The organism is Agaricicola taiwanensis (assembly GCF_014635245.1).
GTDB lineage: Bacteria > Pseudomonadota > Alphaproteobacteria > Rhizobiales > Methylopilaceae > Agaricicola > Agaricicola taiwanensis.
Window position 1 is genome coordinate 670,959 of record NZ_BMCP01000002.1, and the last position, 23,528, is coordinate 694,486.

The following is a 23,528-nucleotide window of genomic DNA, read 5'->3' on the forward strand; positions in this document are numbered from 1 at the left end:
GATGCGCGACCGCCGGTTCCCCCGGCCTCTGCTTTCAGGATATATTACCCTATGCGCTTGCTTGTGCGTTTCTTCGCCTTTCTGTTCGCCACGGGAGCGATTCTCGGCATCGTCGGCGCAGCCGTCGTAGGTTACGTGCTCTGGCATTACTCGCAGGATCTTCCTGAGTACGCCGCGCTGGAAAATTACGAGCCGCCGGTGATGACGCGGCTTCATGCTACCAACGGCAGCCTGATCGCCGAATATGCCAAGGAGCGACGGCTGTTCCTGCCGATCCAGGCTATTCCCGATGTGATCAAGCAGGCGTTCCTCTCCGCAGAGGACAAGAACTTCTATGATCACAACGGCATCGATCCCGTCGGCATCATGCGCGCCGTGATCATCAACTTCGAAAATCGCGGGCGTAACGTGCGCCCGCAGGGCGCCTCCACTATCACGCAGCAGGTCGCCAAGAACTTCCTTCTCACCAACGAGACTTCGCTGGACCGGAAGATCAAGGAGGCCTTGCTCGCCGTGAAGATCGAGCAGGCGCTGAGCAAGGACCGCATTCTCGAACTCTACCTCAATGAAATCTATCTCGGCTTCGGGTCCTACGGCGTCGCCGCAGCGGCCTTGCTCTATTTCGACAAGTCGGTGAACGAACTGACGATCCCCGAGGCGGCCTATCTCGCGGCCCTGCCGAAGGCGCCCAACAACTACCATCCCTTCCGCGAGACCGAGCGTGCCATCGAACGCCGCAACTGGGTGATCGACCGCATGGTCGAGAATGGCTACGTCACGGCCGCCGATGGCGCGGAGGCCAAGGAAACGCCGCTCGCGGTTACAGCGCGCCCCACCGGTGCTCACATCTATGCAGCAGAATATTTCGCCGAGGAGGTGCGCCGGACGCTTTACGAGCGCTACGGCGAAAAAGGTCTCTACGAGGGCGGGCTGTCGGTTCGCACTTCGCTCGATCCGCAGTTGCAGGAGATGGCGCGTGCGGCACTGGTCGCCGGTCTCATTCGTTTCGACGAGGCTCGGGGATGGCGCGGGACGGAACAGAAGATCGACGTTTCCGGCGACTGGGGCGTCGCTCTGGCGGAGATCCCGGCGCTCAGCGACGTGCGACCTTGGCGGCTGGCGGTCGTTCTCGATACCTCCGGCGGTGAGGCCATCATCGGCCTTCAGCCGCTGCGCGAGAACAACGGCTCCATCGTGCCTGAACGTGAGCGGGGCACCATTCCACTCAAAGGCATGGCCTGGGCGAAATGGGCAACGGGTCCCAAGCGGGGGGCGGCGGTTAAGTCGGCGAGCCAGATTCTGGAGCCGGGCGATGTGATCTATGTCGAGCCTCTCGGCAAGGACGAGGAGGCGGGCACCTATCGGCTGCGTCAGGTGCCGGAAATATCCGGCGCGCTCGTCGCCATGGACCCCGCCACCGGCCGTGTCCGCGCCATGGTGGGCGGCTTCAGCTACGATCAGAGCCAATTCAATCGTGCAAGCCAGGCACTGCGCCAGCCGGGGTCATCGTTCAAGCCGCTGATCTATGCCGCGGCGCTCGATAACGGCTATACGCCATCCTCCGTCGTACTGGACGGGCCCGTGGAAATCAGCCAGGGGCCGGGTCTCGATACATGGCGGCCGGAAAACTACTCCGGCCAGTTCTACGGACCCCAGACGCTGCGGTTCGGGATCGAGAAGTCGCGCAATGTCATGACGGTCCGCCTTGCGCAGGACATGGGCATGCCGATCATCTCCGAATATGCCCGCCGCTTCGGCGTTCATGAGGACCTTCCGCCCTTCCTGTCCATGTCGCTCGGCGCGGGCGAGACCACGCTGCTGAAAATGGTCGCCGGCTATTCGGTCTTCGCCAACGGCGGCAAGAAGGTCGCACCGACCTTGATCGACCGCATCCAGGATCGATACGGCCGTACCGTCTACAAGCATGATGAACGCGACTGTAACGGCTGCCGGGCAACGGCCTGGCTTGGTCAGCAACCGCCGACGCTGATCGATAACCGGGAGCAGGTGCTCGACCCGATGACGGCCTATCAGATGACGTCGATGCTGGAGGGTGTCGTGCTGCGGGGTACGGGCACCGCGCTCAAGGAAGTCGGCAAGCCCATCGCCGGCAAGACCGGAACGACCAATGACTATAAGGATGCCTGGTTTGTCGGCTTCTCACCCGACCTCGCGGTGGGCGTCTATCTTGGTTATGACCAGCCCAGAAACATGGGGCGCGCAGCCACCGGCGGCGGCATTGCCGCTCCCGTGGTGAAGGACTTTATGAAGCTGGCCCTGGCCGACGAGCCGGCGACACCTTTCCGCGTGCCTGAGGGCATTAAACTGATCCGCATCAACCCGGTGACGGGCATGCGCGCCGGTCCTGGCGAGAAGCGCGTCATCCTGGAGGCTTTCAAGCCAGGCACTGCGCCGCCCGACAGCTATTCGGTGATCGGTCAGGCGAATACGGAATATCAAGGTGAGCCGATCGACGTGAGCCCGGAGGCGGGCGACGCGATCCGATCAGGTACCGGCGGCCTCTACTGATCATCCTTCATCGAATGAGTGGCCGGAGGCGCGTGTGTCTCCGACCTTTTCTTTTTTGGCTGTTGTTGGCGCCGAGACTGGATTTCCGACGTCATCTCGACTACCCACGCAGCCGAACATCCGTTTTGCGGCAAGGACATCATGCGCGCTGAAATCGTCAACACCGTAGAAGAGCTTAAGCAGTCAGTCGGGCTGCTGAGGAGGCATCTTTGACTGGGATCAGGCCCAGCTTCGCCTCTCCGAACTGAATGCTCTTTCCGAGGATCCGGACCTCTGGAACGACCCCGAGAACGCGCAGAAGCTCATGCGCGAGCGCACGGAGTTGGAAGATGGTATCGAGAGCATCAAACGTCTGGAAACCGAACTTGCCGACAGCATCGAACTGATCGAGATGGGGGAGGCCGAAGGCGATGAGGCTATCGTCGCCGATGCCGAGGCTGCCATCAAGGCGCTCGCCGAGGAAGCGGCGCGCCGCCAGATCGAATCCCTCCTGTCAGGCGAAGCCGACGAGATGGACACCTATCTTGAGGTCCACCCCGGCGCCGGCGGCACCGAAAGCCAGGACTGGGCCGAAATGCTCCTGCGCATGTACACGCGTTGGGCCGAACGGCGGAAGTTCAAGGTAGAGATGATCGACCATCAATATGGCGATGGTGCCGGAATCAAGTCGGCAACGCTGCTGATCAAGGGTCGCAACGCCTATGGCTGGCTCAAGACGGAAGCTGGCGTGCATCGGCTCGTGCGCATCTCCCCGTTCGATTCGAACGCGCGGCGCCAGACGAGCTTCGCCTCGATCGACGTTTATCCTGTTGTCGATGACCGCATACAGATCGAAATCGACGAGAGCCAGGTGCGCGTTGATACGATGCGCTCAGGCGGCGCCGGCGGACAGCACGTGAACAAGACAGAATCGGCTGTGCGCCTGACGCATATCCCGACCGGCATCGCCGTTGTCAGCCAGGGCGACCGGTCGCAGCATAAGAACCGCGCGACGGCATGGAACATGTTGCGAGCCAAGCTTTATGAGCTTGAGCTGAAGAAGCGCGAGGAGCAAGCCGCAGCCGATCAGGCGGCAAAGACCGATATCGGCTGGGGCCACCAGATCCGATCCTACGTGCTGCAGCCCTATCAGATGGTCAAGGATCTCCGCACCGGTATCCAGTCGACCAGCCCGCAGGATGTTTTGGACGGCGATCTCGACCCCTTCATGGAGGCCTCGCTGGCGCAGCGCGTCTATGGCGGTGGTCCCGACGCCGTCGAGGACGTGGAGTAGGAGACAGCCGAGGCGGCGGTCAGCGCTCGATGGTTGCCGCCATACGTCCCGCTTCGATGAAGGCCGTCGGATCGAGCGGCTTATCGTTGCGGCGGGTCTCATAATGCAAGTGGGGCCCCGTGGAGCGGCCGGTGCTGCCGACATAGCCGACAAGCTGGCCTGCCTCGATACGAGCGCCCTCCTGAACGGCGATAGACGACATATGAGCGTAGCGGGTCGTCAGGCCATGATCATGTGCCACTTCCACCATCAGACCATAACCACCGTTGCGGCCAGCCTCGGCAACGCGGCCGGAGGCGGTTGCATGGATAGGGGTGCCGGCGGGAGCGCTGAAGTCGATACCTGAATGAAAGGCGGGACGGCCGAGAAAAGGATCCATCCGCGAGCCGAAGTCGCTCGACATCGTCTTGACCTTTGCCGGCATGCCGATCGGAATGCTGGTCAACCCCTGACGAAGCTGTTGCACATCTGCGAGCGTGAGCCTGATGCGCTGCATCCTGACGTCGGAGCTGTCGCCGTCAGGCATTTCGATGAAGGGGCCGCCGATGCCGGCGCGCACGTCAGAAGGCGGCACGCCAATGTGATTATAGACCACCTCAAGAGAGGTCTTTTCCACGGCGGTTCGGGTTTCCAATGTGGCCAGAAGATTCTCCTGGGAGGCCCTGAGGCGATGATATCCCGTCTCGGCCTGCTCGAACCGCGATGGCAGTGACCTTCGTGATGATCGCCAAGGGAAGCCCAGGCTGGCGGTTACGATCGGCTCTCCGTCATTATGAAACGACAGGTCTTCCGGCTGTTCGGATCCATCGTTCAGCGGGCGCGGTTTAGGCATGGATGACTGGGCGTTTCTCTCGCCTTTCAGCGGGGAAACCGGAGCGGCGCCCACAAGTTTTGCCACCGCGTCCTGACGCTCCTGGAGTTCCGCCTGAAACTGGATCAGCGCATCGAGTTTCGCGCCAAGCATGGCTTTCTCCGCCAATCCGGCGGTGCGGATCTGCTCCATGTTGCGACGAAGTTCAGCGAGGCGCGTTTCGTAATCCTCCTGCATCGCCTTGTGCCGAGCGGCGAACTGCAAGAGGACATCGTCCTTGAAGAGGATGTATCCGGCGGTCGCCATGGACCAAGCCAGCGCACCACCGATGATCACCAGGATCCCGAGGGTCTGGCCAAGGCTCAATGAGAACTGGAGTCGCCGACGCGAGATGCGATTGGCGCGTCTGTTGGTCATGGAAAGCCCCCGAAGCGGTCCGCGAGGAAATGCCGACCAACAGCAGGAGGCCCTACCGTGGTTAATATTGCGTAAGTTCCGCCTTACAGCTCCCGGGCCGCCTTAAGGGTTTCCTCCGCGTGGCCTTCAACGGAGACCTTCGGCCACACCTGGGCGACGGTGCCATCGGTGCCGATCAGCACCGTCGTACGCTCGATGCCCATGAACTTGCGACCGTACATGCTCTTTTCGACCCAGACGCCATAGTTTTCCAACATCTCGCGCTTCTCATCGGAGGCGAGAGTAAGGCCGAGGTCGTGTTTCTTTTTGAATTTCTCATGGCTTGCCACCGAATCGGCGGAAACTCCGATAATGACGGTATCGGCCTTTTCAAATTCGCCCTTCAGACGATTGAACGCGATCGCCTCCCTGGTACAGCCGCTCGTGTCGTCCCTGGGATAGAAATATAGCAGTACCTTGTGGCCCCTCAGACCGGAGAGGCTGACATGGCCACCACCGTCTGTCGGGAGGGTGAAGAGAGGCGCTTTGTCGCCAGCCTCGATTGTAGCCATTGTCACGATCCTTCCGGGATTGATGGCATTTGTGTTCCTGAGTGCCGCATATGGCGGCGGATGAAAGATGGACGGCAAGACACGCGCGTCAACGGAAAGCTTGCGCAAATTCAGGCGCCGCCTGCTGGCCCCCGTGTGGACAGGCGGAACCGCGCTTGCCGCAAGCGTGCGCGCGAGGGTGCGCAGGCTGCACCTGAGCCGCTCGGAGCGGTGGCGGCGGCGGGCGCTCTATTTTACAGGCGGTGTTCTTGCCATTCTCGGTGCCGGCTATGCCATGCTGTTGTGGACGCCGCTGCCTCTGTCCGTCGTCACGCCGCGCATTACGGCCGCCCTGCAGCAGCGACTGGGTCCTGGATTTGAGGCCTCGATCGGCAGCGCGCGGCTGGACCGGGACGACCAAGGCTCCGCTGTCAGGCTCAATGATTTCGAGATCCTCGATCCTGATGGACGCGCGGTCCTCGCCGTGCCGCGGGTCATGGTCAGTCTCGAACGCTCCGACAAGGGCTTTTTCAGCTTCGGCTTCGGAGCCCCCAAGCGGGTCGAGATCGAAGCACCTCGCGTGTCTTTGAGAATCGAGGAGGAGGGGGGAGTCCTTCTATCGGGTGGCGAGGAACTGGCGGTGCGTGTGCCGAGCGTCTCTGTCCAGGACGCCGCAGCCAGGCCTGTCGCCGAACTGGTGGCCGCCCTGGATACGGTTCTGGGGCCTGGAGGCCCGTTATCGGCTCTCGAAAGCATCACCATCAGCGATGCTCATATCGCCGTCGACGATCGCCGGAATGGCTGGAGCGAAGCAATCAGCGACGTCGAGGGAACATTCGTCCGCCGTGTCGACGGCGGCCTTACAGCAAGCCTGACGTCGACCCGCCCAGACCAACGCTGGTCGGCCTCCGCCACACTGAACGGCATGCCCGGTGATGAAAGGTCGCTCGATCTAGGATTCGAGAATATCAACGTCGGACGAGTACTGCAGAGCCTGCGGCCGAATGCCGGCCAGGAATTGCAGGGGCGACTTTCCGGACATCTTTTCGCAGGCCTCGGCAGTGACGGAAAACCGCATGCCTATGAGGTGAGGCTGGATGTTGCGGGCGTCGTTGCAGGCAATGCCGACAACATCCTTCGTCTCGACGCTCTGAAGCTCGAAGCACGTTGGGATTTTCGCAACCCGCGGATTTCGGTTCGAAACCTCAGCCTCAATTCCGGTTGGGGCCGGGGTCAGTTGGTCATGGAGGCGGTGCCGATCGATACGGCTGATCCCAACGGCGGATGGCGGTACAATGTCGCCGGGCAGGACGTGGTGCTCAACACCGCGACAGGCCAGGCGCCTGTCTATTTCTCGGCCATTTCCGGCGACGGCCATCTGGATGTGAGAGCAAAGAAGGCGGGCATCAATCGCCTGCAGCTTTCAAGCCCGACCATCAATCTGGCAGGCTCTGCGGCGCTTGACTGGAACGGCGAGAAGCCGATCCTGGACACATCCATCGCCGGCGTGCGTGTGCCCGTCAGCGCACTTCTCAGCCTCTGGCCTCCCATGCTGGCGCCGCGAACCCGGGGGTGGATCGCGACCAACATTCAGACCGGCATTGCCGAAGATCTCGTCTTCGCCGCGCACGGCCCTCTTGTGATACCGCCGCCCCCGCCGGATCAGCCGCGCCCCCGCATGGATGTGGCGCTGGACGCCCAGGTCACCGGAGTGGAAATGTCGCCGGCGCGTCTGCCGCTAGCGCTCACTCAAGGGCATGGAACCATCCATGTCGCCAATCACAGGCTCAAGGTGAACATCGAAGGCGGTCAGTTGTCCTCGCCTGGCCGCGGCACGATCGACGTCATGCCCTCGGATGCGAACATCGCCAATCTCATACCGCGCGATCCCGAGGTTGATCTCCGTGTGAATGTGAAGGGCGAAGCCGCCACCACGGGTCGCGTGCTTTCCAGCATCGATCCCGCCGCTTCCGTTGCCTTCTTCGACAAGATAGGCGGAGGTGAGCTGATCGGAGAGGTTCGCCTGCGCGCTCGATCTCAGCCCGGCGGTAAGCTGGAGATACTCGGGAAAGCGGCCCAGTTCGAGACCGAAGACCTGTCCATTCCCGATGTTGTCGGACCCCTCGACCTGGGAAAGGGTGATTTCAAGATATCGCTGGATGACGCTGCCACGGAGGTGCAGGGCGATGCCACCCTCGGTGGCGCGCCGGTCTCGATCAGCGCACGGATAGTGCGTGTGGACAACAAGATGGGTGCTACCACCATCAACGTCACAGGCGATCCCTCCCGCATCGAGGGCATGAAAGCCATGGCCGGTATTTCAGGCTCCGCGGCCCTCAGGCTGCAGATGGCATCGCCCGATACCATCGATGGCGCGACCGTCGAGGCTGATCTTTCGGGGACACGCATCGATATCGGCGCAGCAAGCGCCACCAAGGCCGTCGGTCAGCCCGGCCGTCTCTCCTTCACGGTGCGCAAGCAAGACGCCGGGATCGTGCTTGAACAGCTTGATCTGGATGCAGCCCCCATCGCGGCCAAGGGCCGCATCGAGTTCGACCGAAACGGCGGATTGTCACTTGCGCGCATGGATACGGTCCGGCTGTCGGCGGATGATGATGCCCGTCTGGACGTGACGCCGGCTAGTGGCGGCCTGAAGTTCACCCTTCGGGGCGAAGCGCTCGATGTTCGTCCTTTCATTCGCGGTATCCGCGGTCGATCTTCCCCGTCGACCGGAGACATCACGGTCGATGCGAAGCTGGAACGGGCTGTTGCCTTCAACAATGAGGCGCTGAGGGATGTATCCTTCAGCATGTCGCGTCGGGGAGGCCGTCTGCGCGCCTTGACGCTCGAGGCTGTTCTGGGTGCGGGGAAAGTCACGGCGCGCATGAGCGAGGGCGCGCAAAGGGACATCCTCGTTGAATCAAATGATGCCGGTGCACTGCTGCGCGGCTTCGACATCTACCGACGGATGCGAGGCGGTGGATTCGAGCTCGTCGCGCCCTCGGACGGTGCAGGCCAGGGATTTATGGCCATAAGGGATTTCTCCATCGTCGACGAAAAGGCCCTGGCTTCCGTCACCGCCGGTCGGCGGGAAGGAAACCAGCTGGTCGTCAACTTCTCGAAGGCACGCGTCGCCTTCCGGCAGGAGCAGGGAAGCCTGCTCATTCAGGAATCGGCCGTATGGGGACCGGATATCGGTGCCACGCTGGATGGTGCGCTTGATTTTGCCAGTGACAGCATGAGCCTCACCGGCACGTTCGTTCCCGCCTATGCGCTCAACAACTTTTTCGCGCGTATTCCCATCATCGGCGCTCTCCTGGGAGGAGGGCAGTACGAGGGATTGGTGGGGGTGACGTTCAAGGTCGAGGGGCCCATCGGCAATCCAACCCTGAGCGTCAATCCGGTATCCGCGGTCGCTCCGGGCTTCCTGAGGAAGCTGTTTGAATTCCGCAACCAGGACCCGAGCGTGCGCCCCGGCGGGCAGGCGGGCGCACCAGGCTGAGGCCCCGGTGCTTCAAACCGGCTTCAGCAGCACATGCTTCTTCCTGCCGAGCGACAGCTTGATCACACCTTCGCCCGTGAGATCGGCCTGGGTCAGCACAGCGCGTTCGTCCGCGATGACGATGTCGTTGACGCGAAGACCGCCGCCTTTGACCTGACGCCGTGCTTCTCCATTGGAGGCCACAAGACCGGCCTTTTCGGCAAAAGCGGCGAGGACGCCGATACCTTCGACAAGCTCACCCCTCGCGATCTCGATCGTCGGCAGATTTGCCGACAGCGCCCCTTCCTCGAAGGTCGTGCGGGCCGTGGCAGCGGCTTCCTCCGCGGCGGCGCGGCCGTGAAGGAGGGCAGTTACTTCCGTCGCCAGGATCTTCTTCGCCTCGTTGATTTCCGCTCCACCGAGCGCGCCGAGGCGGGCGATCTCGTCCAGCGGCAGCTCCGTATAAAGCTTCAGGAAGCGGACCACGTCGGCGTCTTCGGTGTTGCGGAAGTACTGCCAGAACTCGTAGGGGCCGAGGAGATCGGCATTGAGCCAGATGGCTCCGTTGGCGGTCTTGCCCATCTTTCCACCGGAGGCGGTGGTCAGGAGCGGCGTTGTCAGCGCGAAAAGTTCAGCATTATCGGTGCGGCGGCCAAGATCGATACCGTTGACGATGTTGCCCCATTGATCCGATCCGCCCATCTGCAGGCGGCAGCCATAACGCCGGTAGAGCTCCGTGAAGTCATAGGCCTGGAGGATCATGTAGTTGAACTCCAGGAAACTCAGAGACTGCTCGCGATCGAGGCGCAGCTTCACGCTGTCGAACGACAACATGCGGTTGACCGAGAAATGGCGCCCGTAGTCGCGCAGGAAATCGAGGTAGTTGAGATCGCACAACCAATCGGCATTATTGACCATCAGCGCGTCATTGGGGCCGTCGCCGAAATCGATATAAGTGGCAAAGACCTTGCGGATGCCCTGGAGGTTCTCCTCAATCTGTTCGTCAGAAAGCAGCTTGCGCGCCTCATCCTTGAAGGAGGGATCGCCGATCCGGCTCGTTCCTCCACCCATGAGTGCGATGGGTCGCCCGCCCGTTTTCTGAAGCCAGCGCAATGCCATGATCTGCATGAGAGAGCCGACATGGAGGCTGGTCGCGGTGGCATCAAATCCGATGTAGCCTGAAAATCCGGACTGCGCAGCGGCCGCATCGAGACCCGCTTCATCTGACATCTGGTGGATGAAGCCGCGTTCGGACAGAATGCGGAGGAAATCGGAGCGGTGGGCGGTCATCGTCAGGTCTTCTGGTTCGTTACAGGGGAAGCAAGAGCCGGTCCTGTATCAGGTTCGGCACCAAAGTTCACGGGGAGTTGCTGTTGCGCGCACTTGGATTGATGAGCGGTACCTCCCTTGACGGCGTGGATATAGCTGTTCTTGAGACGGACGGGGACACGATCGAAGCCTTTGGGCCGACCGGATACCGGCCGTATAGCCAGATTGAGCGCGCGATGCTGCAGGATGCCCTCGCTGAGGCCATCTCGCTGACAGATCGGACCGCCAGGCCAGGCGTCCTCGCCTGCGCCGAGACAATGATCACTGCGGCACATGCGGAGGCCGTGGAAGCCTTCCTCAAGGGGCATGGTTTGATGCCTCGCGATATTGATGTGGTGGGCTTCCACGGGCAGACCGTTCTGCATCGACCGCAGGCGCGGCTGACCGTTCAGATCGGCGACGGGCACGCTCTTGCCAGCAGGCTCGGTATCACCGTGGTTGGAGATCTTCGCGCCGCCGATGTGGCCGCGGGCGGCCAAGGCGCTCCCCTGGTGCCGGCCTATCATCAAGCATTGGTGCAGCGGCTCGGGCTTGCGGGCCCGATTGCCGTCCTCAATCTCGGCGGGGTCGCCAATGTCACGCTGGTTGACGATGGGGCCGCACCGCGTGCCTTCGATCTTGGTCCGGCAAACGCGCTTCTGGACGACTTCATGAAGGAGCGGACAGGCGAGGGTTTCGACCGGGATGGCTTCACCGCCGCCGCGGGCGAAGTCGACGAGGAGGCACTGGCGCGACTGTTGCGCCACCCCTTCTTTGATCAGCCGCCGCCGAAATCCCTGGACCGGAATGATTTTCGGGCCTGGACGGACGAGCAGGGCGGACTTTCCGAAGTCACGCTGGAGACCGGGGCGGCAACGTTGACCGCGTTGACCGCAGCCGGCGTTGCCGTCTCACGACGGTTCATGTCCTCTGCGCCCCGGCTCTGGGTCGTCGCTGGCGGGGGTACACGCAATCCAACGCTGATGGCCATGCTGTCGGAGCGCCTCGCGCCAGCCGAGGTCACTGCCGCCGATGCCCTCGGATTTCCGGCTGACTATGTGGAAGCGCAGGCTTTCGCCTATCTGGCGGTGCGGGCCCTGCGCGGGCTGCCTCTGACATATCCTTCAACGACCGGCGTGCCGTCGCCACTGACAGGCGGCGTCATCTTCAAGGCGGATACGCTTGTGCGCATTTAGAAAAAGGCCGGGGATTATCCCGGCCTCTTAGCTCAGACCATGGTTTCGCCGATGGCGGCGAGGCGCTTGTCGACATAGCGACCCACCGATTCGACAAGTTCATCGGTCTTGTTCTCGAAGAAGTGGTTCGCGCCGGGAATGACGTCCTGGTCGATGACGATCCCCTTTTGGGTCTTCAGCTTGTCGATCAGGTTCTGGACATCCTTTGGCGTGGCCACCCGATCTTCATCGCCATGGACGAAGAGGCCGGACGAGGGGCAGGGCGCAAGGAACGAGAAATCGAAGCGGCCTGCCGGCGGCGCAACGGAGATGAAGCCCTCGACCTCCGGCCGACGCATCAGAAGCTGCATGCCGATCCAGGCTCCAAAGGAGACACCGGCGACCCAGCAGGCACGCGATTCGGGATTGATGGTCTGCACCCAGTCCAGCGCGGAGGCGGCATCGGACAGCTCATCCTGACCATGATAGATGCCCTGGCTGCGTCCAACGCCGCGGAAGTTGAAGCGCAGCACCGCAAATCCACGTTCGGCGAACATGTAGTAGAGTTGATAGACGATGGGATTGTTCATCGTGCCGCCGAATTGAGAATGCGGGTGCAGGATGATTGCGATGGGCGCCGTCTTCTTCTTGGCAGGATGATAGCGGCCTTCGAGCCGTCCGGCGGGGCCGTTAAAAATCACTTCGGGCATAGTGTCTCTACTCGTCTTGCCGGATGCCGGCGCTCTCAAACGTGGGCGAATTTGGGCTTTCGCCCACGGGCAACAGGTGTTAGAACTGTTCTAAGCAATTCACGCACTCAAGCCTGTAGAATTCAGGCGCGAGGCGCGGAACGTCGCGTTCTAGCATAGATGGCAAGGCTACTGACAAGCGCCAGTGGCCAAAAACAGATTTTGATCATGGCAAGCCCAAGAATTTATTTCGACCATAACGCTACGGCGCTTCTGCGCCCGGAGGCGCGTGTGGCCATGATCGCGGCTTTGGATATGCCCGGAAATGCTTCGGCCATTCATGCCGAGGGCCGGATTGCGCGCGGTGCGGCCGAACGCGCACGCGAGGCAGTGGCGAGCTTGTGCGGCGCCGAAGCCAAGAATGTGACCTTTACCAGCGGCGCTACCGAAGCGCTGAGCCTGGCGCTGTCGCCCCATTGGCAGGATGGCGCCGAGAAGCCGCCGCTTGACGCGCTTCTGATCTCCGCGACCGAGCATTCCGCCGCCCTCCAGGGCCACCGTTTCCCGGCAGAGGCCGTCGAGGTTCTGCCGGTCGCCCGGGACGGCCGCATCGAACTCGATGCACTGGACGAGGCATTGGCACGCCGTCCTGGTCAGCGGATCATGGTGGCCCTGCAAACGGCAAACAATGAAACCGGGGTGCTTCAGCCAATAGGTGACGTGGCGGCCCGCGTGCACGCGGTGGGTGGCCTCATGGCCGTCGATGCTGTCCAGTCCGCCGGCAAGATGACCCTTGATATCAGGGCGATGGGTGCCGATCTCCTTATAGTGTCTGCGCATAAGATCGGCGGTCCGTCGGGTGTGGGTGCGCTGATCCGTATCCGGGAAGCCCTGCATCTCACCGAGCCGATGTTGCGTGGCGGTGGTCAGGAAAAGGGACTGCGTGCCGGCACGGCCAATGTGACCGGCATCGTCGGCTTCGGCGCGGCGGCAGAGGCTGCAGCACAGCAGATCGAATATGAAGCGGCCCAACTCGCATCCTTTTGCGACCGGCTTGAGATAGGGCTCAAGGATATCGCGCCCGATTTCGTGGTCTTTGGAGAAGGCGCGCCGCGGTTGCCCAATACCGTTGCCTTCGCAGTGCCGGGAATTTCATCGGAAACGGCGCTGATGGCGCTGGATCTTGCCGGGCTTGCGGTCTCAGCGGGATCGGCCTGTTCATCAGGCAAGGTGCAGATCAGCCATGTGCTTGATGCCATGGGCGTCGATCCGCAACTGGCCCGAGGGCTTATCCGCATCAGTCTGGGCTGGTCCACGACCGAAGAAGAGGTTAGGCACGCTCTGGCGATCTTGGATCGAGAGCTTTCGATACTACGTGTAAGGGCACAGGGGCGTGCCGCCTGAGCGCGCATCACGCGCCAGCGATGAGATGAATGCGGCGGCCCCATCAGGGACTGCCAGAGTTTTACACGCGGGCCTTCAACCCGCGACGTGAAGGAGAAGGCGAAGACATGCCTGCGGTACAGGAAACGGTTGAACGCGTCCGCCAGATCGACGTCGACCAATATAAATACGGCTTTGTCACGGACATCGAAACCGAGAAGGCGCCTCAGGGCCTATCGGAAGAGATCGTGCGCTTCATCTCGGCCCGCAAGGAAGAGCCGGAATGGATGCTGGAGTGGAGGCTCGACGCCTATCGCCGCTGGCTCACCATGCGCGAGCCGACCTGGGCGAAGGTCGATTACCCCAAGATCAACTACGACGAGCTCTATTATTACGCCGCGCCGAAGAACTTCGTCGCGCCCAAGAGCCTTGACGATGTCGATCCGGAGCTGCTGCGCACCTATGAAAAGCTCGGCATTCCGCTGCGTGAGCAGGAAATGCTGGCTGGCGTGGAAGGCGCAGGATCGCGCGTGGCCGTCGATGCGGTCTTCGACAGCGTTTCCGTCGCCACCACCTTCAAGAAGGAACTGGCGGCCGCCGGCGTGATCTTCATGCCGATCTCGGAGGCGATCCGTGAGTATCCCGAGCTGGTGCGGAAGTATCTCGGCTCCGTGGTGCCGGTGACCGACAATTTCTTTGCCACGCTCAACTCCGCCGTCTTTTCGGACGGCTCCTTCGTCTATGTGCCAAAGGGCGTCCGCTGCCCGATGGAGCTGTCGACCTATTTCCGCATCAACGAGCGCAACACCGGCCAGTTCGAGCGTACGCTGATCATTGCCGACGAGGGCTCCTATGTGAGCTATCTGGAAGGCTGCACGGCGCCGCAGCGTGACGAAAACCAGCTGCATGCCGCCGTCGTCGAACTGATCGCGCTGGACAACGCCGAAATCAAATATTCAACTGTCCAGAATTGGTATCCCGGTGACGTCGAGGGCAAGGGCGGCATCTATAATTTCGTCACCAAGCGTGGCGACTGCCGCGGCCGCAAGGCCAAGATTTCCTGGACACAGGTCGAGACCGGATCTGCCATCACCTGGAAATATCCAAGCTGCATCCTGCGCGGTGACGAGAGCCAGGGCGAGTTCTATTCGATCGCCATTTCCAACGGCCGCCAGCAGGTTGACAGCGGCACGAAGATGATCCACCTGGGCAAGAACACCACCTCCAAGATCATCTCGAAGGGTATCGCGGCGGGCAAGTCGGAGAACACCTATCGCGGTCTTGTCTCCGCGCATCGCAAAGCCACCAACGCGCGCAACTTCACCAACTGCGACAGCCTTCTGATCGGCGATCAGTGCGGCGCGCACACGGTGCCTTACATCGAGGCGAAGACCTCCACGGCCATCTTCGAGCATGAGGCGACGACCTCCAAAATCGCTGAGGACCAGCTGTTCTATTGCCAGCAGCGCGGCCTGTCCGAGGAGGAGGCGATCGCCCTGATCGTCAACGGCTTCGTCAAGGAGGTGCTCCAGCACCTGCCGATGGAGTTCGCGGTGGAGGCCCAGAAGCTGATTTCGATCAGCCTGGAAGGATCGGTGGGCTGAGGCCCTTTCACTTTGGAAATGACACGCGATCCGGAACGGAGCGCGACAGAACGGAAGATGACAATGCTTGAGATCAAGAACCTTCACGCTTCGGTCGAAGATAACGAAATCCTCAAGGGCCTGGACCTCGTGATCAAGCCCGGCGAAGTGCACGCCATCATGGGCCCCAACGGTTCGGGCAAATCCACGCTGTCTTATGTGCTTGCCGGCAAGGAAGATTATGAAGTGACCGAGGGCTCGGCGACGCTCGATGGCGAGGATCTCTTCGAGTTGGAAGCAGATGAACGTGCCGCCAAGGGCCTGTTCCTGGCCTTCCAATACCCGCTGGAGATCCCCGGCGTCGCGACCATGACCTTCCTCAAGGCGGCCCTGAACGCCCAGCGCCGCGCCCGAGGCGAGGGCGAGCTGTCGACGCCGGAGTTCATGAAGCAAGTTCGAGAAAAGGCAGATGGCCTCGGCATTTCCACGGAGATGTTGAAGCGCGCTCTGAACGTCGGCTTTTCGGGCGGCGAGAAGAAGCGCAACGAGATTCTGCAGATGGCGCTCCTGGAACCGAAGTACTGCATCCTGGATGAAACCGACTCCGGCCTTGACATCGACGCCCTGAAGATCGTCGCCGAGGGCGTGAATGCGCTGCGGGCGAAGGATCGCGGGTTCCTCGTCATCACCCACTATCAGCGTCTCCTGGATCACATCGTGCCTGACATCGTTCACGTGATGTCGAAGGGCCGTATCGTCCGCACGGGCGGACCGGAGCTGGCGCATGAATTGGAAGCGAAGGGCTACGCCGATTACGTCGGCGCGGCCGCGTAAGGAGAGGGCAATGACCGCCGATATCCAACCGATCCGCACCGCCGCTGAAACGGCACTTGCGGAGGCTTTTGCCAGATTCAAGCAGCCGCTGCCTGCCGGTGAGATCGCTCGCCGCGACGCAGCTTTCGCCGAGTTCCACAAAGCCGGCTTGCCGCACCGCCGCGTCGAGGAGTGGAAGTACACCGATCTGCGCGCCGCCATGCGCGAGGCCAAGCCCCTTGCGGAGCCGAACAGCGCTGCCGTCGTTGCTATGGCAAAGACCGCGATCGCACAGTTTGGCAGCCTCGGGGCCGCTAGGGCCGTCATCGTGAATGGCCAATACGTGCAGGATTTGGCGCAGGCAGCTGATGGTGTCGAAATCACGCCGCTGGCCGCAGCCCTCACCGAGAGCAGCGATCTTCTCGCAAGCCTCGGACAAAGCGGCGCTCCGGCTTCAAATACGGCCGTGGCCCTCAACAATGCCTTCGCATCCGACGGCGTTCTGGTTCGGATGTCTTCAAGGACGAAGACGACGCTGCACCTCGCACTGCATCAGGAAGGCGACCATGCGTCCTATACCCGCATCGTTGTTGCGGTGGATGCAGGCGCTGAGGTGGAGCTCATTGAGACGCACACCGGCAGTGGCGCTCACCAGACCAACACCATGGTTGAAATCCTGGTCGGCGAGGGCGCCAGGGTGGCTCACTACAAGCTGCAGGACGAAAGCCGGGAAACGCTGCATCTGGCAACACTTGCCGCCAAGCTCGAGGGGGGTGTGAACTTCAGCTCCACCGCGCTGACCAAAGGCGCAAATCTGGCCCGGCAGCAGATTTTCCTGACCTTTGCCGGGGAGCATTCGGAAGCCGTTCTCGGCGGCGTCAGCCTTGCCGGTGCGCGCCGTCATCTCGACACGACGCTCTTCGTCGATCATGCCGTGCCGAACTGCGCCAGCCGCGAGCGCTACAAGACCGTGCTGACGGATGATGCGAGAGGAGTGTTCCAGGGCAAGATCCTGGTGCGGCGTGACGCTCAGAAGACTGACGGCCAGATGAAGTCCGACGCGTTGCTCCTCAGCGAAAGCGCTGAGATGGACCTCAAGCCGGAGCTGGAGATCTACGCTGACGACGTCGTCTGCGCTCACGGTGCGACGGCGGGCGCTATCGACGACGAGCTTCTGTTCTATCTCATGGCACGCGGCATTCCGCGGGCCGAAGCGGAGACCCTGATGATCACGGCTTTTGCCGGTGAGGTCTTCGAGGGCATCGAGAACGATGCTGTCCGGGACATCTTCGTCGCCTCCGCGCAGAATTGGCTGTCGAACCGCGGCTAAAACCAATTCATGGCCGGGCGGCTAAATGCCCGGCCATTCTTCAAGCATACCGCCGGCGGAGCCATTTGGATCGTCGGCGCGAGAGGGATAAGCGGCGATGAACGCACCTGTCTCTGGCCTTCACAGCTATGACATCGATACGATCCGGCAGGATTTCCCGATCCTGTCGCTCGAAATTTATGGCAAGCCGCTGGTTTACCTCGACAACGGAGCGTCCGCGCAGAAGCCGCAGCAGGTGCTGGACGCCATGCGCGAGGTTTATGAGACGAAGTATGCCAATGTGCATCGCGGGCTTCACTACCTCGCCAATGCCGCGACCGAGGCCTATGAGGGCGCACGCGAGAAGGTGAGGGGCTTCCTCAACGCCGGCTCGGCCGATGAGATCGTCTTTACCCGTTCCGCGACGGGAGCAATCAATGCCATCGCATCCTCATTTGGCCAGCACCACCTGGGTGAGGGTGGCGAGATCGTCCTCTCGATCATGGAGCATCATTCCAACATCGTGCCCTGGCACTATCATCGCGAGCGCAAAGGCGCGGTGATCAAATGGGCACCCGTGCGCGATGACGGATCCTTCGATATCGACGCTTTTGCCGATCTCCTGACGGAGCGCACCAAGATCGTCGCCATCACGCATATGTCGAATGTCCTCGGCACCGTGACGCCGGTGAAAGAGATCATCCGCCTTTCGCATGAACGGGGCATTCCCGTGTTGATCGACGGCAGTCAGGGGGCGGTTCACCTGCCGGTGGATGTGCAGGAGCTGGATGCCGACTTCTATATCATGACGGGCCACAAGCTTTACGGACCGACCGGCATCGGCGTGCTCTATGCCAAGCGTGAGTGGCTGGAGAAGCTGCCACCCTTTGAAGGCGGCGGGGAAATGATCCGCGACGTCACGGAAGACTGGGTCACCTATGGCGATCCACCGCACAAGTTCGAGGCCGGCACACCGGCCATCGTGGAAGCCGTTGGGCTTGGCGCCGCCATCGATTATGTGTCGGGCATTGGCCGCGAAGCGATCCACGCTCATGAAAACGACCTGCGCGACTATGCCCACGAGCGCCTGGCGGCGATCAACTCCATTCGGATCTTCGGCACGACCAAGGAGAAGGGCGCCATTCTTTCCTTCGAGATGAAAGGCGCTCATGCCCATGACGTCGCCACGATCATTGATCGCGCTGGCATCGCGGTAAGGGCGGGCACTCATTGCGCGCAGCCGCTGCTGGCACGGTACGGAGTGACGTCAACCTGCCGCGCATCGTTCGGCCTCTATAACACCCGGGCGGAAATTGATAAACTGTCCGAAGCTCTTGAAAAGGCACGCGAGCTGTTCGCGTGAATGAGATCGACATGAACGACGTTGCACCTGCAACCGAAAACGCCTCCGCAATCCCACCGGAGGAGCTTGAGCGCCTGACCGGCGACATCGTCGCGGCCCTCAAGACCGTCTACGATCCGGAGATACCGGTCGACATCTACGAGCTCGGCCTGATCTACAAACTCGAGATCGAGGACAACCGGGATGTCACCGTCGACATGACCCTGACTGCGCCGGGCTGCCCCGTGGCCGGGGAAATGCCGGGCTGGGTGGAGAATGCCGTGGGGTCCGTTCCCGGTGTCGGCAAGGTCAAGGTGACCATGACTTTCGATCCGCCATGGGACCAAAGCCGCATGTCCGATGAGGCCAGGGTCGCGCTGGATATGTGGTGAGGCGATTGCGCTATTGCGCATCCCGACCCATATCTCAGTGAGCTTCAGGAAGGTGTTTCAATGACCACTGCCACAGCTCCGCGTCCCCGGCCGAAGATCATCACGCTCACTCCCGCGGCGTCCGCGCGAGTACGGGAACTGATGGCGCGCACCGACAAGAAGACGGTCGGGCTGCGCATCGGCGTGAAGAAGGGCGGCTGCGCCGGCATGGAATACACCATGCAGGAAGCCGAGGAGATCCGCCCGACCGATGAGGCCGTTGAGGTGGACGGGGCACTGGTGCTGATCGATCCGCAGGCCATTCTGTTCCTGCTCGGCAGCGAGATGGATTATGTGATCGAAAAGCTGTCGGCCCGCTTCGTCTTCAAGAACCCCAACCAGACCGGTGCCTGCGGCTGTGGCGAATCCGTTTCGCTGGTCGCCGCCAAGCCGGACGCGATGGCACCGGCTGCTCCCTAACCTCTAAAGCAATTCCTGATCCGATATGTGCATGACGGCCTCAGGATCGGTTTCGCTGATGACCCGGTTGCGGCCGCTCCGCTTGGCCGCATAGAGGCAGTGGTCTCCGCGCTCCAGCAGCGCTTGCGCGGTATCGTCATCGTGATAGGTAGCGACACCGACGGAGATCGTAAGCCGACCGAGACGCTCGCCGGTGGTCTGCCGCAGGAGTTCTTTTGCGGAGATCGTGCGGCGGATGTTGTCGGCGAGCGTAACCGCCGATCGCAGCGGCGTGTCCGGCAGGAGAATTGCAAACTCCTCGCCGCCATAACGGGCAGCGACGTCCTGACCTTTCGTGTTGTTTTGAAGCCCCGTGGCGACGGCGCGCAACACCTGGTCACCGACGAGATGGCCATAGGTATCGTTGAAGCTCTTGAAATGGTCGATGTCGATCATGAGCATGGAAAAACCGCGCTCGCCGCGCCGTGCTTCCGCGAGCATCTTTTCCAGGGCGGCGTCGAAGTACTTTCGGTTTGAGATCTGCGTAAGGGGATCTGTCATGGCCTCCGCGCGGATGGCCTCCAGATTGAGCTGCAACGCCAGGATCTCCTGACGTGTCTCCACCATGCGCTGCTCCAGCTCGTCATTTGCATGCTGTATTTCTCGCGTGGCCTGAATGAGCGCTCCGATGATGAGTCGGACCTGATCGCGGTCCTGGTCGATTCTGCCGAGTGATTCTTCCAGGCCGTTGAGAGACTGGTCGTAGGCGCTTGCCGAGCCTCGCGCCGCATCGATCATCGCCATGACCTGGCTGATCTCGTCCACGATCATGGCGCCCATCTTGTCCACCTTCTGCGACAGATGGGAGGGAGCGATGTGGATCTGGTAGAGGGTGTCCGCTTCTTCAGGCGTGACGGCGCGCCCGGCCGAAATGATCTTATTCACGGCGTCGTTCAGGCCGGCGTTGAAGCCCGTTGCATAGGTGAACCAGAATTCGTAGTTCGTGGGGTGCGCAGGATGCCGGAAGGCCCGGATCCGCTGCAACGCAGCCTCACCGAAGCTGATCGTACGGTCGAATTCGCTAATGTTCGACGCCATCATCCTGCCTCCGGCAATGCTCGCGAGAATCGGTCAGACCGATCGCAGCATTGTCGAAGAGCCTAGGCAGAGTGGGCCTAACTGGCCGTTAAAGATGATACGTCAGGCCTTGGCCAGCCGGACAGGGCGTAGAAGAAACGCCGGCACCTGATCGCTTTGGCCGAAAGGCACCCCACCGGCATCATGTTCGGCAGGTTTGGCGGGCACCGCCCTTGGCGCGGCAGCTTCCTGCCGGGCCGGGGCTTCCTGCCGAGCGGGGGCTTCTGGCTTTTCAGAAGGCTTCGCCTTTCCTGCGCGCCCGCCACCGCTTTTGCGCCGGCTGCTGGAACGGGCCGGCTTGGTGTCATCCTCTTCCGCTGCGGCGGAAAGGTTTTCAAGACCGCCGTCCTGCCATTCCAGCGCGTTGCCGATGACCTTTTCGATCGCACCCAGTGCTTTCCGGTCGGCCGACGACACCAGGGTGAAGGCCGTCCCTGTCTTTCCGGCACGGCCGGTCCGGCCAATGCGGTGAACATAGTCTTCCGGATGGATCGGCACATCGAAGTTCAGGACATGGCTGACGTCGGGAATATCGAGGCCACGCGCTGCCACATCGCTTGCGACAAGAAGGGACGCTTCCCCGGTCTTGAAGGCATCCAGAGCCGCCATACGTGCCCGCTGATCCAGGTCGCCGTGAATGGTGACGGCATTGAAGCCATGGCGCTGGAGCGAGCGATGGACGATTGTCACATCACGCTTGCGGTTGCAGAAGATGATCGCGTTCTTGAAGTCGGCAGCATTGCGGATCAGTTCGCGAAGGGTGTCGCGCTTGGCGGCGGCTTCGCTTCGTGTCGGCACCAGCTTCTGCTTAATGCTGGCATTGGTGGTCGAGGCTCGAGCCACCTCAATCTTCACCGGATCCCGCAGGAACTGCGATACCAGGCGCTGGATCTCCGGCGGCATGGTTGCGGAAAAGAACAGAGTCTGCCGCGACGGCGGGATCAGCTTGCAGATCCGTTCGATGTCCGGAATGAAACCCATGTCCAGCATGCGATCGGCCTCGTCGATGACGAGAACCTCAATGCCGGTAAGAAGCAGCCGGCCACGCTCGAAGTGATCGAGCAGGCGCCCCGGTGTTGCGATCAGAACGTCGACACCCTTGGTAAGCTTGGCATCCTGATCACCAAAGGAGAGTCCGCCGATCAGCAGCGCGACCGAAAGCTTGTGGTTTTTGCCGTATTTGTCGAAGCTTTCCTCGACCTGGGCCGCCAGCTCGCGGGTCGGCTCAAGAATGAGGGTGCGTGGCATGCGGGCTCTGGCACGGCCACGCTCCAGGCGGGTGATCATGGGCAGGGTGAAGGACGCGGTCTTACCCGTCCCGGTCTGGGCAATCCCCAGCACATCCTTGCCCGCCATCACGTGAGGAATCGCTTGTTCCTGAATGGGCGTAGGGGTCGTGTAACCTGCCGCATCAACGGCTTCGAGGACTTTGGGGCTTAGTCCGAGATCGGAAAAAGGCATATCGTGTTCGGTCCGGAAACGGCGCAAAAGCGATCGTGATGGTCGGAGCTCTAAAGTGCGCGCGCTTGCTATCGTACGTGCGATCGAGGCAGCCGTGTGCTGTTCGTGGCAGAAACTAGGCATTGAGCCCTAAAAGTCAAGTAAATTCAGGGTTTACGAAGAGACTGACTGCGTTAAGCATCACGCAGCCGTATGCGTCGCAATTGGGCCGTCTTTTCCCGACATGTGAAAACGCATAAGATGAGCAGGCAACGCCTGCGTTTCCTTGGAGTGACGTGCATGGCCCCGAGGCGGAGAAAAAGTCAGACCAGCGACCTTGCCCATGATGCTGAAATGCGTCTGGACGCGACCAAGGGCGCTCACGATCCTGAGGCGAGGGCGGATGTGCCCGCGGCGGATGCCGCGGCAGAGCCGGAAACCGAGGCGCTTGTCCCGGACGGAAAAGCAGCCCCCGATGAACCCGCTCCGGAACCCGTTGCGGTTGGTCCAGAGCCGAAGGTAGCGGAGCCAGGGGCCTCGGATGCGGCTCCGGAAGTGAAGACGGTTGAAACGGCATCTCTGGCTTCAAAGGAGGCGCCGCCTATCGAGGTCGCTCGGCCTCTCGCCGGTGATCGGCCGCGTCCTACCAAACGCCCCAAGCGGCGCAGCAGGGCACTTTTGCTACTTGTCGCTGCCGCAGCGGGCGCCGGTATCGTCTGGTCCGGCATTCTCACACCCTTTTTAGCCTCCGGCGGACGTTCCGGCGAAGGCTACAATCCTCCGCCGAAGCTCGCGGATGCGTCGACGGCGGAGACGCCGACGAATGTCACCGAGCCACGGCAGGTCACACGGCCAGAGGGAGAAGCCGCCGTCGCCGACGAACTTCGCGCTCTCAAGGATAATGTGGCACGCGCGGAGACCGAAACTGACGAGCGGGTGGTGGCCCTGACCAAGCGCATTGACGCGTTGGAGAAGCAACACGCCGACACTGTTGCTGAACTAAAGAAGCGGCTGGCGAGTGCTGAAGAGCAGCTTGCCTCCGTCGGCGCGGCCGCAACGCCTTCCAACACCGCTACGGCCGCTGCTAGGCCGCAGCCGCTGCCGGACGGAGAGGAGGGCAGAGAGCCTGCAGCGGAAGCGCCGCCGGCCGATCCGGTGATTGCCTCGACCGAGCAGACCGCGTCCAATCCCCTCCCGCAGCCGCGGCCGTCCGATCTCGGCTCAATCTCTGTGGTACGCCCGCCAGCAAGTCAGCAGACCGCCTCGGTGCCTTCAAGCCCGGTCCTGCGCAGTTGGGTGCTGCGGGACGTCTATGGGGGCGTCGCCCTCATCGAGGGCCGATATGGCATGATCGAAGTGGTGGAGGGCTCGGTTTTGCCCGGTGGCGGCGTGGTGCAGGATATCCGCCGCGCCGGTGGCCGGTGGGTGGTGACCACCAATCGTGGCATCATCGCCTCCGGCCGCTGAAGCCGAACAGG

At 61.9% G+C, this 23,528-nt stretch carries 18 protein-coding genes; 12 read left to right on the forward strand and 6 right to left on the reverse strand.

The annotated features are described in order from the left end of the window. Window positions 1-51 precede the first annotated feature (51 nt). Together IEV58_RS10570 and prfB are read left to right on the forward strand one after the other, a co-directional pair. Window positions 52-2,529 (forward strand): penicillin-binding protein 1A, encoded by a 2,478-nt coding sequence (locus IEV58_RS10570; protein WP_188409692.1) that lies wholly within the window; start codon window positions 52-54, stop codon window positions 2,527-2,529. A gap of 141 nt (window positions 2,530-2,670) precedes the next feature. Continuing rightward, window positions 2,671-3,802 (forward strand): peptide chain release factor 2 gene (gene prfB, locus IEV58_RS10575; protein WP_188409693.1). Its coding sequence is split into 2 segments (ribosomal slippage): window positions 2,671-2,739 and window positions 2,741-3,802, totalling 1,131 coding nucleotides; the frame shifts between segments, so codons are not numbered across the junction. Between the two features lie 19 nt (window positions 3,803-3,821). On the opposite strand, the gene IEV58_RS10580 is transcribed toward prfB, so the two are convergent. After that, on the reverse strand, window positions 3,822-5,030 hold the full coding sequence (locus tag IEV58_RS10580; RefSeq protein ID WP_188409694.1) for a M23 family metallopeptidase: 1,209 nt from the start codon (window positions 5,028-5,030) through the stop codon (window positions 3,822-3,824). Window positions 5,031-5,113: 83 nt separating this feature from the next. Continuing rightward, window positions 5,114-5,581, reverse strand: a complete 468-nt coding sequence (locus IEV58_RS10585; protein WP_188409695.1) for a peroxiredoxin — start codon at window positions 5,579-5,581, stop codon at window positions 5,114-5,116. 67 nt (window positions 5,582-5,648) lie between these two features. Between IEV58_RS10585 and IEV58_RS10590 the strand changes: the two genes are divergently transcribed. Then, window positions 5,649-9,062 carry a YhdP family protein gene (locus tag IEV58_RS10590; RefSeq protein ID WP_188409697.1) on the forward strand — a complete coding sequence of 1,138 codons (3,414 nt, stop codon included), beginning with the start codon at window positions 5,649-5,651 and terminating at the stop codon, window positions 9,060-9,062. Window positions 9,063-9,074: 12 nt separating this feature from the next. On the opposite strand, the gene tyrS is transcribed toward IEV58_RS10590, so the two are convergent. Continuing rightward, the gene (tyrS, locus tag IEV58_RS10595; protein WP_188409699.1) at window positions 9,075-10,331 is read right to left on the reverse strand and encodes a tyrosine--tRNA ligase; all 1,257 of its coding nucleotides are present in this window, start codon (window positions 10,329-10,331) and stop codon (window positions 9,075-9,077) included. Between the two features lie 83 nt (window positions 10,332-10,414). Here tyrS and IEV58_RS10600 point away from each other — a divergent pair, with 83 nt between their 5' ends. Beyond that, window positions 10,415-11,545: an anhydro-N-acetylmuramic acid kinase gene (locus IEV58_RS10600; RefSeq protein WP_308791145.1), complete on the forward strand. Its 1,131-nt coding sequence runs from the start codon at window positions 10,415-10,417 to the stop codon at window positions 11,543-11,545. A 32-nt stretch (window positions 11,546-11,577) separates the two neighbouring features. On the opposite strand, the gene IEV58_RS10605 is transcribed toward IEV58_RS10600, so the two are convergent. After that, the gene (locus tag IEV58_RS10605) at window positions 11,578-12,234 is read right to left on the reverse strand and encodes an alpha/beta hydrolase (RefSeq protein WP_188409700.1); all 657 of its coding nucleotides are present in this window, start codon (window positions 12,232-12,234) and stop codon (window positions 11,578-11,580) included. Between the two features lie 207 nt (window positions 12,235-12,441). Between IEV58_RS10605 and IEV58_RS10610 the strand changes: the two genes are divergently transcribed. From IEV58_RS10610 to IEV58_RS10640, 7 genes are all read left to right on the forward strand, one after another. Next, window positions 12,442-13,617, forward strand: coding sequence for a cysteine desulfurase family protein (locus IEV58_RS10610; RefSeq protein WP_188409701.1), 1,176 nt, complete (start codon window positions 12,442-12,444; stop codon window positions 13,615-13,617). A gap of 107 nt (window positions 13,618-13,724) precedes the next feature. Further along, complete coding sequence (sufB, locus tag IEV58_RS10615; RefSeq protein WP_188409702.1) at window positions 13,725-15,200, forward strand: Fe-S cluster assembly protein SufB; 1,476 nt, start codon at window positions 13,725-13,727, stop codon at window positions 15,198-15,200. 63 nt (window positions 15,201-15,263) lie between these two features. Next, complete coding sequence (sufC, locus tag IEV58_RS10620) at window positions 15,264-16,013, forward strand: Fe-S cluster assembly ATPase SufC (protein WP_188409703.1); 750 nt, start codon at window positions 15,264-15,266, stop codon at window positions 16,011-16,013. Window positions 16,014-16,023: 10 nt separating this feature from the next. Continuing rightward, window positions 16,024-17,322 carry a Fe-S cluster assembly protein SufD gene (gene sufD, locus IEV58_RS10625; protein ID WP_188409704.1) on the forward strand — a complete coding sequence of 433 codons (1,299 nt, stop codon included), beginning with the start codon at window positions 16,024-16,026 and terminating at the stop codon, window positions 17,320-17,322. Between the two features lie 97 nt (window positions 17,323-17,419). Beyond that, on the forward strand, window positions 17,420-18,664 hold the full coding sequence (locus IEV58_RS10630) for a cysteine desulfurase (protein WP_188409706.1): 1,245 nt from the start codon (window positions 17,420-17,422) through the stop codon (window positions 18,662-18,664). 11 nt (window positions 18,665-18,675) lie between these two features. Further along, complete coding sequence (locus IEV58_RS10635) at window positions 18,676-19,035, forward strand: SUF system Fe-S cluster assembly protein (RefSeq protein WP_188409707.1); 360 nt, start codon at window positions 18,676-18,678, stop codon at window positions 19,033-19,035. A gap of 60 nt (window positions 19,036-19,095) precedes the next feature. Next, on the forward strand, window positions 19,096-19,494 hold the full coding sequence (locus IEV58_RS10640; protein WP_188409709.1) for a HesB/IscA family protein: 399 nt from the start codon (window positions 19,096-19,098) through the stop codon (window positions 19,492-19,494). A 3-nt stretch (window positions 19,495-19,497) separates the two neighbouring features. Here IEV58_RS10640 and IEV58_RS10645 read toward each other — a convergent pair whose 3' ends face one another. Together IEV58_RS10645 and IEV58_RS10650 are read right to left on the reverse strand one after the other, a co-directional pair. Continuing rightward, window positions 19,498-20,571 (reverse strand): GGDEF domain-containing protein, encoded by a 1,074-nt coding sequence (locus IEV58_RS10645; protein WP_188409710.1) that lies wholly within the window; start codon window positions 20,569-20,571, stop codon window positions 19,498-19,500. Between the two features lie 102 nt (window positions 20,572-20,673). Further along, window positions 20,674-22,071: a DEAD/DEAH box helicase gene (locus IEV58_RS10650; protein WP_188409711.1), complete on the reverse strand. Its 1,398-nt coding sequence runs from the start codon at window positions 22,069-22,071 to the stop codon at window positions 20,674-20,676. A gap of 333 nt (window positions 22,072-22,404) precedes the next feature. On the opposite strand from IEV58_RS10650, the gene IEV58_RS10655 reads away from it, so the two are divergent. Beyond that, window positions 22,405-23,517 (forward strand): hypothetical protein, encoded by a 1,113-nt coding sequence (locus IEV58_RS10655; protein ID WP_188409712.1) that lies wholly within the window; start codon window positions 22,405-22,407, stop codon window positions 23,515-23,517. Window positions 23,518-23,528 lie beyond the last annotated feature (11 nt).